Source organism: Bradyrhizobium sp. (assembly GCF_049512235.1).
In the GTDB taxonomy this organism is placed as follows: Bacteria; Pseudomonadota; Alphaproteobacteria; order Rhizobiales; family Xanthobacteraceae; genus Bradyrhizobium.
In genome coordinates this window covers 1-12,518 of the sequence record NZ_JBEKXH010000173.1, presented here as the reverse complement: position 1 = coordinate 12,518, position 12,518 = coordinate 1, and the positions used below count along the sequence as shown (strand labels likewise).

At 63.2% G+C, this 12,518-nt stretch carries 10 protein-coding genes; 2 read left to right on the top strand and 8 right to left on the bottom strand.

The window, feature by feature from the left end:
• Positions 1-314: 314 nt before the first annotated feature.
• Positions 315-2,396 (bottom strand): methyl-accepting chemotaxis protein, encoded by a 2,082-nt coding sequence (locus ABSG20_RS17285; protein ID WP_423865729.1) that lies wholly within the window; start codon positions 2,394-2,396, stop codon positions 315-317.
• Positions 2,397-2,755: 359 nt separating this feature from the next.
• On the opposite strand from ABSG20_RS17285, the gene ABSG20_RS17280 reads away from it, so the two are divergent.
• Complete coding sequence (locus ABSG20_RS17280) at positions 2,756-3,190, top strand: response regulator (RefSeq protein ID WP_423865728.1); 435 nt, start codon at positions 2,756-2,758, stop codon at positions 3,188-3,190.
• Positions 3,191-3,260: 70 nt separating this feature from the next.
• Positions 3,261-6,845, top strand: coding sequence for a PAS domain S-box protein (locus ABSG20_RS17275; protein ID WP_423865730.1), 3,585 nt, complete (start codon positions 3,261-3,263; stop codon positions 6,843-6,845).
• Between the two features lie 97 nt (positions 6,846-6,942).
• Here ABSG20_RS17275 and ABSG20_RS17270 read toward each other — a convergent pair whose 3' ends face one another.
• The 7 genes from ABSG20_RS17270 to ABSG20_RS17240 all read right to left on the bottom strand — a co-directional run.
• Entirely contained in the window at positions 6,943-7,578 is a 636-nt protein-coding gene (locus ABSG20_RS17270) for a response regulator transcription factor (RefSeq protein ID WP_423865727.1), read from the bottom strand.
• A gap of 259 nt (positions 7,579-7,837) precedes the next feature.
• Positions 7,838-9,853 (bottom strand): methyl-accepting chemotaxis protein, encoded by a 2,016-nt coding sequence (locus ABSG20_RS17265; RefSeq protein WP_423865726.1) that lies wholly within the window; start codon positions 9,851-9,853, stop codon positions 7,838-7,840.
• A gap of 169 nt (positions 9,854-10,022) precedes the next feature.
• On the bottom strand, positions 10,023-10,346 hold the full coding sequence (locus ABSG20_RS17260; RefSeq protein WP_423865725.1) for a PilZ domain-containing protein: 324 nt from the start codon (positions 10,344-10,346) through the stop codon (positions 10,023-10,025).
• A gap of 1 nt (position 10,347) precedes the next feature.
• Entirely contained in the window at positions 10,348-11,229 is an 882-nt protein-coding gene (locus tag ABSG20_RS17255) for a CheR family methyltransferase (protein WP_423865724.1), read from the bottom strand.
• 43 nt (positions 11,230-11,272) lie between these two features.
• Positions 11,273-11,656 carry a response regulator gene (locus tag ABSG20_RS17250; protein WP_423865723.1) on the bottom strand — a complete coding sequence of 128 codons (384 nt, stop codon included), beginning with the start codon at positions 11,654-11,656 and terminating at the stop codon, positions 11,273-11,275.
• Between the two features lie 76 nt (positions 11,657-11,732).
• On the bottom strand, positions 11,733-12,203 hold the full coding sequence (locus tag ABSG20_RS17245) for a chemotaxis protein CheW (protein WP_423865722.1): 471 nt from the start codon (positions 12,201-12,203) through the stop codon (positions 11,733-11,735).
• 32 nt (positions 12,204-12,235) lie between these two features.
• Positions 12,236-12,518, bottom strand: a 283-nt coding sequence (locus ABSG20_RS17240; protein ID WP_423865721.1) for a response regulator, incomplete at its 5' end; no start/stop codon positions are given.

Below are 12,518 nucleotides of genomic sequence, written 5' to 3'. Positions count from 1 at the left end.
CACCGTCTACGCGGCCAGCGTCCGGGACACGAGTTCTTAAGCTAGCTAGCGCGTATGAGGGTTGGGGTGAGGGGGACTCTCCGCAAGCGGGGAGAGGTTAAGAGCCAGCTGAATGCATTGAACGCGAAAGCCGCGCTTGAACAGCGCGGTAGCGACCGTCGCAATCAAGACGATCTTTAATTGTTGCGGGTGATATCGCCTGGTTGGGCCGTGATTTCCGTTCCAGGTTGGTGTCATTCCGGGGCGCGAAGCGAGCCCGGAATCTCGAGGTTCCGGGTTCGCCATCGCATCGGCGCGATCGGAGACCGCGCCTATCAGCCGACTTTGCGGTCCCGGATGCTGTCGCCTCGGCGGTCCTGCCCTCTGTAGTCCGGATCCGCATCGCCGCGCCGATCCATCGGACCGCTGCGCAGGGAGACGAAGAACTCCTGGACTTCCCGCGCCAGGCGCTCGGCGGCGCCGGACACATTGCTGGCCGTATCCAGCACCTGGTCGGCCGAGCGGTTGGTCTCTCCAATCGAGGCACTGACGATTGCGATGCTCGATGCCAGGGTGTGGGTTCCGGACGCCGCCATCTGCACGTTTTGCGAAATCTCCCGCGTTGCCGCGCCCTGCTGCTCGACGGCGCTGGCAATCGCGGTCGTGACCTCGTCGATCCGGCGCATGGCGACGCCGACTTCCTTGACAGAAGCTACCGCGCTGCCGGTCGAGGTCTGGATCCCCTGGACATGCTGGGCGATCTCCTGGGTGGCCTTGGCGGTCTGCTCGGCGAGCGACTTGACCTCCTGGGCGACGACGGCAAAACCGCGGCCGGCCTCGCCGGCCCGCGCGGCTTCGATGGTGGCGTTGAGCGCCAAAAGGTTGGTCTGCGCGGCAATGGCCTGGATCAAATCCACCACGGAAGAGATGCTTTGCGCGGCCTGGGCGAGACCCTCGATCTCGCTCTCCGAGCGCGCCGTGGTGGCGCCCGCCGAACGAACCGTCGAATTCGACAGCTCGATCTGACGCCCTATTTCCTGAATCGAGCTGGTGAGCTGTTCCGCCGCGGCAGCCACGGTCTGGACGTTGGACGCGGTCTGCTCGGCAGCCGAGGCGGCCGAGGCCGCCTGTTTGGTGGCCTCGCCGGAAATCGCTGTAAGTGCCCCCGCCGTCTGTTTCATGACGCCCGCATTTTCGCCGACCGTCGAAAGCACTTCGTTGGCGGATTTACGGAAGCCCTCGATCGCGTCTTCCATGCCGCGGTTAAGCGCCTCGCGCGCCTCGACCTCGCCGGCGAAGCTTTTGGCGGCCTGCTGCTGGGCGATGACGTTGTCGCGGAATTTTGCAACTGCGCCCGCGACGTGGCCGATTTCGTCGGCGCGCTGCGCGGTCTTGAATTCGGCTGACGTGTCGCCGCCGGAGAGGCGGTCGGCGTCATCAACCAGTTCGCCGAGCGGGCGGATGATGCCGCGGGCGGTCAAGAACGCAATCAACAGGCCGACCAGGGCGGCCGCGCCGGCGACGATTTCCTGCGTCAAAACGGTACTGGAGATGCGGGCGTCAGTCTCGCGTCTCACTCCTTCGAAATGCTGCCCGATCGCGACTTTCGCGGTTTCCATTTTCCCAACCGCCTCCGTGGCCAGCGGCGCGATCGCCTTGACTTGAAGCTCATCCACAAGCATCAAGCTGGTTGCGGTGATATCAAATGCCTCGGCGTATTTGGCGATGCCGGACCTGACCGGCGCGATCAGCGCCGCCAGACCTTGCGGCAGGTCGCCCGCTTCAAGGTCTGATATCTGCTGCTGGGCCTTGCCCAGATCGGTCTTTAACGTTTCCATTCCCTTGCCATCGCGTGTAGCCAGCGTCCGCCAGTTGGCGACGCGAACCAAAAGGATGGTAGCTTCGAGCGCATTCGCGGCTTGCGCGAGCGGCGTATCATTCGCGGCGTCGACGAGTTTCCGGACGTCGGCAGCCATCTTGTCGCCGTCGCTGAACAGCGAGGCGCGGCCCGCCTGCATCCGCTTGACCGCATCGCCCAGCGCCGAACGCTTCACCTTGATCTCGGCGATCGTCTTGGCAAGCTCGGCATAGGTTGCACGCCGTTGGTCGGATCTCGTTGTCCTGGCGGCGTCATCGAGAAGACCTGTCAGCTTCGTCAACCGGCTGTCGGATTCCGCAAAGGAAGGCTCGTCCTGGTCGAAGGCATAGCGCTGGATGGCGCGGGAAATGGCATGAAGCTCTGATGCGATATCGCTTGCGCGGATCGTGTTTTGCGATTGCAAGCTCAAATCCTCGAGCTGGGCGCGAATCTCCCCCAGCTGCCAGACCCCGAAGCCCGCCAGCAAGAGTCCATACAGCACGAAAGCGCCGAAGCCGCCGTAGAGCCGGCCTCGGATATGGAGGTTGAAAATTGCCATCGATCATCCTGGGTGAAGAGGCTTCGGAAGCGTAACGCGCTCGCAAGATTTCGATTTCTCGGAAACGCAATGCCAGTGATCGCCAGCTTCCCACGGGTAATTTAATCGAGGATGAAATATTATTGCGGTACAACTACGGCGTCTCGGCTCAGATCGACGCAAAGCCCGGTTCGGTGCTGCGAATCATTCGCTGGGTGGCAAGGTCGGAGGTCGTCTGCCTCGCAAGGTGCATAAGGGCGCTTTGGCGTCCACTTTTTTCCAGCAGCATTGCGCACCGCCACCGAAGAAATGCTTGCGCGAGAGCGGCAACGGTTTCACAACCCAACACTGACTCACATCCAGCGCGCGGAAGGCCGGCTTTGGCAAAGATCCTGATCGTGGATGACGATATCGCCGTTCAGGCCACCATCAAGCTGCTGCTGGAGCGGGCCGGCCACAGCATCGTCGTCGCCGGCGATGGCCGCGAGGGGCTGGCGAGGCTGGGAACCGGCGATTTCGATCTGCTGTTCCTCGATATCTTCATGCCGGGAATGGACGGCCTGGAAACGATGCGAATGATCCATCAGCAGCAGCCGCTGATCCCGATCATCGTGATCTCCGGCCGGCCGATCGCCCTGGATGCAGGTTCGGCTCCGGATTTCCTCACGATGGCGACCAAGCTCGGCGCGGTCTCAAGCCTGCAAAAGCCTTTCAAGCCTTCCGCTCTGCTGGCCGCCGTGGCGCGATGTCTTGAAGCCGCGCGGCAGCCATCGACGTCATCGATCGCAGCCGGCGAAGCTGCCTCCCGCCCATGACGCCCGGACGGTGACGCCCGTCCTCCCCAGCTCAGCACCGGAGCGGTTCGGAAGCGGCGTGAAGGCGAAGATGACGCTGACCGCCCGACTGGCCCTGGCGATGGTCTTGTTGGTCGCGCTCGCGGTGGCCGCGGTCGGATGGCTGAGCTACAGCAGCACGGTGCAGGTGATCCTGCCGCGCCTGCTCGATCGGATCGAGACGCATTCGCGGCTGGTGGCGGCGGACGTCGCGACCTACGTCGCCGGCGCGCGCGGCGATGTCGCAGGCTTCCGGTCCTCGGCGGCGTTCAACGGGTTCGTCCGCGCGCATCAGGCCGGCGGCATCGATCCCATCGACGGCGTCTCCGAACAGACATGGCGGGAACGAATCGCGGCTCGGCTTCGGGCCGAACTCGAAGCCAAGCCGGTTTATGCGGCGCTCCGCCTCATCGGACTCGATGACGGTCAACGCGAAATCGTCCGCGTCGACCGCCGGACCCCGGACGGCGCCGTCCGGATCGTCCCCGAGCCGGAACTGCTGGGCAAAGGCGACCGGATATATTTCAACGATACCATCAAGTTGCGGCCGAACGAAGTCTATGTCTCTCCGCTCAATCTGACCGGGGACACGATAATGATGGAGCCGCCCCCCAGACCGACGCTGCGGATCGCAACGCCGATCTTCACAGCCGACGACAAACCATTCGGCATCTTCATCGTCAACATCGACATGCGGCCAGCGTTCGAGCGCGTCCGTTCGTCGATGCGGGAGGGCGGGGCAATATATCTCGTCAATGGACGCGGCGATTATCTCGTGCATCCCGATCGGTCGCGCGAGTTCGGCGCGCTGCTGGGCGTACCGTTCGACTGGCAGAACGACTTCCCGGAGCTGGCATCGTCGCTCGGAGCGAGCCAAAGCTTCGCACGGGTTGGCACGGACGCGTTCGGAAGGCCAGGCGGCGTGGCGTTCGCTCCGGCCGTCCTGGCCGGCAGCGAATGGGTTGCCGTGATCGAAACCGTTCCGAACAGGATCGCCATGGCGCCGGCGATCGTGATCCGGAACACGTCCTTGCTTGTCGGGCTGATCGCGGTGTCATGCGCCGCCGCGCTGGCCGCGCTGGTGGCGCGGTCGCTGGCCCGCCCGATCATACAATTGACCGCCGCGGTCGAAAGATCCGGGCGCGATGCTGCGGTCGCAATCCCGGTCGATGCCGGCGGCGAGACCGGCGTGCTGGCGCGCGCCTTTGCGCGGGTGATGGAGGAGGTCAATGCCAAGACCGCCGCGCTCGAACGGGAGGTTGAGGAACATCGCCGCACCGAGGCTGCCCGCGATCGCCATGCGGAGCGCGAGCGCCTGTTCAGCGCGGCGGTGGAATCCTCCCACGATGCCATCGTCACGAAATCCCTCGACGGCGAGATTACCGGCTGGAACCCGGCGGCGGAACGCCTGTTCGGGTATACCGCCGCGGAAGCGGTCGGCAGAAATATCGATCTCATCGTTCCCCCCGATCGGGCGAGTGAAGCTCGCGACATCCTGCGCCGCGTCGGCCAGGGCGAGACGATCGACCAGCACGAAACGGTGCGACGCCGCAAGGATGGCACCACGGTAGACGTCTCGCTCAGCATATCTCCGATCAGGAGCCCGTCGGGGGCCATCACCGGCGCTTCCAAGACCGCCCGCGACATCACGGAAAGCCGAAGAATTCAACAGGCCCTCCACCGGGAGATCGAGGAACGGCGGCGCATCTTCGAAACATCGCAGGATCTGATCCTGGTCACAGACTCCAAGGGCGTTCTGCTTCAGGCGAGCCCCAGTTCCGAAACCATCCTGGGATACAAGCCCGAGGAAATGATCGGTCGCAACGCCGTCGAATTCACCCACCGTGACGATCTCGACAGCGCCTGCGAGGAAGCACGCGCGGAACGGCGTGGGCCACGCATGCGAAGTTTTAATTCGCGCGGCATCCATAAGGACGGGCGCACGGTGACACTGTCGTGGATGGGGGCATGGTCCGAGCCGGTCAGGCGGCATTTCTATATCGGCCGCGACATGACCGAGAGCCAGCATGCCGAGGAAACCCTGCGCGAAAGCGAGAGGATAGCGCGCGGCATCATCGATACCGCGCTCGATGCCTTCGTCCAGACCGACCAGAACGGCAGCATCCTGGACTGGAACTCGCAGGCGGAAATGATTTTCGGGTGGACGCGCAAGGAGGTGCTTGGGAAAAATTTTATCGACCTGGTCCTGTCGGGAACAGACCACGACGATCTCGCCTCGGCGCTGCAACGCTTTCTGGCGTCCGGACAAGACCAGATTCTCGGACGCCGCCGCGAACTGATGGCGCGCCGCAGCGACGGCCATGAATTTCGGGCGGAATTGAGCGTCACCGCGCTGAAACTCCGTGAAGGCTTTGTTTTCAATGGTTTCTTGCGCGATCTCACCGGCAAGATCGCGGCCGAGGAACGGCTTCGTCAGGCCGAGAAAATGGAAGCGCTCGGTCAGCTCACCGGCGGCATCGCCCATGACTTCAACAACATTCTGACCGTCATCACCGGGACCATTGAAATTCTGTCCGATGCCGTCGCCAAGGAGCCGCAGCTCGCGGCCATCACCCGGATGATCGACGATGCCGCGGCACGCGGCGCCGAGCTGACCCAGCACCTGCTTGCATTCGCCCGCAAGCAGCCGCTGCAGCCGCGGGACACGGACGTCAACACGCTGATCATCGACACCGTCAGGATGCTGCGGCCCACGCTCGGCGAGCAGATCGAGATCGAATCCGTATTTGAAGACGAGACCTGCCTCGCGGCCGTCGATCCCAATCAGCTTGCGACCGCCATCCTGAATCTTTCGCTCAACGCCCGTGACGCCATGCCCGCGGGCGGCAAGCTGATCCTGGAGACCGGCACGGCGTTTCTGGACGAGAATTACGCCAGCATGCACGGCGACGTCAGGCCCGGCCGCTTCACCCTGATTGCCGTGAGCGACAGCGGAACCGGCATTCCGGCAGCCATGCTCGACAAGGTCTTCGACCCGTTCTTTACCTCGAAGGGACCCGGCAAGGGCACCGGCCTCGGGCTCAGCATGGTCTACGGCTTCGTCAAACAATCCGCAGGGCACATCAAGATCTATAGCGAGGAGGGTCACGGCACGACGATCAAGATGTACCTGCCGCCCGGCACCGGAGAACTGTCTGCCTCCGAAGCTTCCGCAGTGCCGGCCGTTCAGGGCGGCAAGGAAATCATTCTCGTCGTCGAGGACGACAGGCTGGTGCGAGACTACGTTCTGACGCAGCTGCATTCGATGGGCTACGTCACGCTGGACGCGGCGAACGCGGCGGAAGCGCTCGCCCTCATCGATGCAGGCCGCGAATTCGACCTGCTTTTCACCGACGTGATCATGCCGGGCGCGATGAACGGCCGCCAGCTGGCCAACGCGATCCGAAACCGAAAGCCCGCATTGAAGGTGTTGTATACCTCGGGCTATACCGAAAACGCGATCATTCATCATGGCCGGCTCGACGCCGGAGTCCTGCTTCTGGCCAAGCCGTATCGCAAGTCGGACCTCGCCTTGATGATCCGCAGGGCACTCGGCGATCGAGGCCGCGCGATCGAATCGAGCGGCGCGCCCGCAGCTCCGGATGCAGGGCATGATCCGGAACAGTCTCGGGCTTGACCCCTGGCCATGCTTCGAGACGCATCGCTTGCGCGATGCTCCCCGGGATGAGGTTCAAGCGCGACGTCGATAGGATTCGAACTACGGAGAGGCTGGACTAGGAAGCGCGCGCGGCCGTCATGACAATTCGGATCAGATCGGCCGCATTCCTCGCGCCGAGTTTTTTCATGATGTTGGCGCGATGGTCCTCAATGGTGCGCGGGCTGATGCCAAGGTGGCGTCCGGCTTCCTTGTTCGACGCACCGGCTGCGAATTGCTCCAGAACCTCGCGTTCGCGGCGCGTCAGCGGCTCGCGCCCGGGAAAGTGAAGCGAGGCAACTCTCAGCACGGAACCCTCTGCCTGCCGGCGTGCATATGCCGCGATCGCCTCATCCAGCCGGGCAACGATTTCGCTGCCGCGGAACGGCTTTTCAATGAAGTCCAGCGCGCCGTTCTTGATGGCGCTGACCGCCATGGCGATATCGCCCTGCCCGGAGATCATGAAGATCGGCGACGGATACTCCTCGCCGTGCAGTTCTTTGAGAATGTCGAGACCCGACTTGCCGGGAATATGGACGTCGAGCAGGATGCAGGAGGGGGTCCGATTGCGCGCGACCGCCAGCAATGCGGCGCCATCGGCGAAGCAGATCACCTGGTAGCCTCCCGCCGTAAGTACCATCGAGAGGGTTTCACGGATGGCGGCATCGTCGTCAACCACGAAAATCTCGCCGCGGGAGACTGGTTTCTCGGTCATGTTCCATCGTCCACAGAAGCTGAAAAATGACGCATGCTTGCCGGGCCACCTTGCACCGGCGCGGATTCGTAAGCTGCCGCATTTGTACGGGACCGGGACCTAACGCACAAGTAGCGCCGGAGGCATAATAGTGCAGCAAAGCAGGGCACTGCTGGTGGATGCGGCAGGCGACGGAGCTTCGGTCCAATCCGACGATCAGCTCCTTGGCCTGGATTTGCCTGATCGCCTCCGCGCATGAAGGCGCGATGGCGGCTATTGACTAGGACGCGCGGGCCAGGTCGGATTTGACGCGGTCGTTCATCCATTGCCGATACGAAGCGGATAACGGCTCCGGCAATTCGAATTCCACTCGCAGGCTGTCGTCATCCTTGCCGCGCACGACGAAAGGCAACGCCGTCTCAAAACCCTGCACCCGGAGCGTGCCGGTTTCGCCGCGCGGCATCTCGGGACTGCAGCGGACGCGGGCGCCGCTCTCGGAGATATCCAGCAATTCGCCCTCATGCCGTTTTCCCACGCTGTCGAGAATATCGCCACGCAGCGAAATCTGATGGCGAGCCGACATGCGGCGATTGGCATCGGCCGTCGACGTCCGGACCACACGGACCAGGATCTCCCGCAGTCCGCTGATATTGGTCGAGACCTCAGCGATGGAGGAGCGAACAACACTGGCCCGGCCGCTGACGCGGCCGGCGCCGACGCTGACATTCTGCACGCGTTCCGAAACCTCGCGCGCCGCCGACGCTGTCTGAGCTATATTCCTCGCGATTTCGCTGGTGGCCGCGCCCTGCTGCTCGATCGCGGCGGCGATCGCAATCGCCGCGCCGTCAATTTCTCGCACCCGGTCACCGACCTCGGTCATGGCGCCGACGGCGGCCGCGGTGACGGACTGGATTTCCGCGATCTGGCGATTGATATCCTCGGTCGAACGCGCCGTCTGGCTGGCGAGATTCTTCACTTCCGCGGCGACGACGGCAAAGCCCCTGCCGGCCTCACCGGCGCGCGCCGCCTCGATGGTGGCGTTGAGCGCGAGCAGGTTGGTCTGGCTGGCGATTTCACCGATCAGCTTGGTGACATCGGAAATCCGGCTGACCGCATCGTTCAGCGATCGCACTGTGACCGCGGCGCTTTCCCCACTGGCCACGGCGCGCTGCGTAATTTGCGCGGTCCGCGCGATCTGGGCCGCTATTTCGTGAATCGAATTGGAGAGCTGCTCAGCCGCGGCGGCGACCGCCTGCGAATTCGTCAGCGCCAGCCCCGAAGCCGCGGCCGCGGACTGCGTATCGCCGGCCACCGTCGAGGCGAATTGCGACATTTCCTGAGTCGTTTGATCGACATCGCGGGCGGTGACCGCTATCGCCTCGATCGCGCCTGTGGTTTCGCGTTCGACCTCGGCGGCCATTCCGAGGATGGCCTGCCGGCGAAGTTCGATCGCTTGCTGCTCAGCCAGTTTTTCGCGCTCGGCCTGCTGACGATTCTCGATGCCCTGCTGCTTGAACACCAGCACCGCGTCGGCCATGTGGCCAATTTCGTCGCGCTGGCCCGCCGCCGGTACCGCCACATCGAGATCTCCACCGGCCAGCCGCTTCATGGCTTCGGTCATGGCCGTCACCGGCCGCGCCACGCCGGCGGTCAGAAAATAGCCGGCCGCCAATGCGAACAGAACCGCAAGCGCGGCCGAGGCGAGCAGAATGTCGCGCGAGGTCGAATACAGCGCATCGCCGGCCTGCTCGGCCGAACTGGCGCCCTTCAGATTGATCTCGACGATCTTCTCGATGGTCGATTCCGCCTTCAGACCCATCACCGATACCTCGCCGACGAAGAATTTCATCGCCTCGGCGTTGTTCAAGGTGTCCGAGATCGCCAGCATCCTGGCGCAGGCGGTGAGATAGGCCTGCCATGACGGCACGAACGCGTCATAGGCCGCGCGTTCCTCCGCGGACGTGATCATCCGCTCATAGAGCTTGCGCGCATCCTCGACATTCTTCTCGGCAAGATGGACCCGGACCTCGATATTTGCCTTCTCGGCCGGCTCCGACACCATGACATGACGGCTGATGATGGCGCGGTGACGCGCCATATTGTAACGGACATCGCCGATGGTGCGGACGCTCGGCAGCCAGTTGGAATTGATATCCACGGTGGTTTCGCGGACGTGCATCAGCCGATCGATCGCGAACCAGCCGCTGGCGCATATGATCAGCGCGAGAATGCCGAGAGCGGCCGCGATCTTCGTTCGAATCGTGATGTCGCGAAACCTGAAGGACGGTGCGGCCATCGAAGACTCCGGGCTGGCTCATAACAGTGGCCGACCGCCGAACATTGACGAGCTCAATCAACTCCCACTGTGCTGCGAGCCTAGCGATGCCGCGCTACTTCATGATTAATTTAAAGCTGCGTAAAACAACGGATACCGCGCCGTTGGCTCGGCATCCGCCGCAATGCATTCACGCGCCGACCATGGAGTCGCTGCCTGAAGCGGCACGCGCTTTTTTCTTGTCCTTTCCTTTTTGAAACTCGACCTCTATTTCGATACCGTTGACCCGGACTAATTCGCAGCGGCGATAGGCGAGGCCGGTCGAGGACAGCAGCAGAAAGAACTCCTTGAGATTGAGGCCCTGAATCGATCCCTCCACGCTGAGTTTGGCGTCTGTGTCCGATATGGCGTTGAGCACGCAATCCCGACGCCACGTACCATCGATGCCCATGATGCAGACACCGTATCCTCGGCTGAACGTCACCCGTTCCGGCCCTCGTGCATGCTCCGTCATCTCAGCGTCCTCCCATTGCAGCGACCCTCGGCGCAGCCGCGCCGGTGGTTGGCGTCTTGATCGAGGTCGCGCGCGCACCGTTAGGCCGGTAAAGCCCGCGACGTTCCGGATACGGCTTGAAGGCTTCGGTCAACCCGACCACGGTTTCCGCGGCGCCGAGCACGAGAAAGCCGTCCGGTTCGGTCGCCTTGGCGAGGCGGTTGAAAATGTTGATTTTGGTGTCCTGATCAAAGTAGATCAGAACGTTGCGGCAGAAGATCACGTCGAACACCCCGAGCTGGGAGAAATCGTGCAGCAAGTTGAGTTGCCGGTGCTGAATCATGGCGCGGATGTCGGGATTGATCTGCCAGACCTCTCCGGTCTGCTTGAAGTATTTGACCAGGAATTGAATCGGCAGGCCGCGCTGGACCTCGAATTGACTGTAGATTCCAGCCTTCGACTTCTCGATCACCTCCTGCGAAAGGTCGGTCGCAAGGATCTCGATCCGAAAGCCCGCGATTGCGGCACTCATTTCCTTCAAGCACATCGCCAGGGAATACGGTTCCTGCCCCGTGGAACCGGCGGCACACCAGATCCGGATACTCTTGCGGCTGGCGCGCGCCTGCAGGATCTCGGGCATGATCGAAGCGCGGAAGTGATCGAACGGAACCTTGTCGCGAAAAAAGAAGGTCTCGTTGGTGGTCATCGCCTCGACCACCTGGCTGATGATCGAACTGGATCCGCCTTTCATTTTTTGCACGAGTTCGCTGATACCGGGCAGGCCGGATTTTCGCGCCAGCGGCAGCAGCCGGCTTTCGATCAGGTACTGCTTGTCGGCGGACAGGTCGAGACCGGAATGGTCGCGGAGAAGCTTGCGCAGGTATTCATAGTCGGGCGGGGTCACGGGCGGCCTCCGAATGCAAGACTGACGATAGGGCCGAACCGGACTAGGCCGGCTCGGCTAAACTGAGCAAACCGACTTCCCGGAACTTGGCCGCGACGATGTCCTTGTCGAACGGCTTCATGATGTATTCGTCGGCGCCGGCGTTGATCGCCCGCGCGATATGGTCGATCCCGTTTTCGGTGGTGCAGAACACCACCTTGGGCTGGTCGCCGCCGGGCATGCGGCGCAGATTGCCGAGGAACTCGTAGCCGTCCATGACGGGCATGTTCCAGTCGAGCAGGATGGCGTCGGGCAGGCCGCGCCTGCAGACGTCAAGCGCCTTCTCGCCGTCCTCGGCTTCGACGATCTGGAAATTCAGGCCTTCCAGGATGCGCCTTGCGACCTTTCGGATCACGCTTGAGTCGTCGACCACCAGACATGTTCTCATTTCAGCCTCTGTTTCTTCAGATCCCGAAAGGGACGTTTCCATAGCAACTCAAGGTTTACCGCGCATGGCCCTGGCGTCATGCCGCCAGCAGGTCAGGTACGATTTCGAGGACGCGATCGACGTCGAGGACGACCATGAGCTGGCCGTCGAGGCGATGCACGCCGCCGGCGAGCTTGGCCATGCGCGGATCGAGGTTGACGGGGTTTTCCTCTCTGCCGTCGTCGGCGAGCTTGAGCACCTCGCCGATCTGATCGATCAAGAGGCCGTAGGACTCGCCGCGCAGATCGACCCCGACCGCCATCGGCGGCTTGCCGTCGGCGTTTTTGGGCATGCCGAGACGGGCGCGCATGTCGACCACGGTGACGATGCGGCCGCGCAGATTGAGCACGCCGGCGATCTCGCCGGAGGACAGCGGCACCCGGGTCAGCCGCTGCGGCATGAACACGTCCTGGACCCGCGAGATCGGCAGGCCGAACAGCTGGCCGCCGATCACCGCGGTGACGTATTCGGACACCGCGCCTTCGGCTAAGTCGTTTCGAGTGGTCATGGCCTGTTCCCTCATACCCGGGCTGAACTTGTTCATGCCGCCCTGGCGATCTCGGCGGTCTGTTCCTTCAGCGCCGCGATCAGGCCGGGACGGTCGAACTTGGCGACGTAATCGTGGAAGCCGGCCTGCCGGCCGCGCTCGATCGCCGCCGGCGACACCACCGCCGACAGCGCGATGATCGGCATCGCGCTGAGATTGGCATCGGCCCGGATGGTCTCGGCGAATTCGAAGCCGTTCATGTCGGGCATTTCGATATCGGTCAGCACCACGTCGAAGACCTGGCCCGAGCGCAGCGCCGTCAGGCCCTCCTGCGCA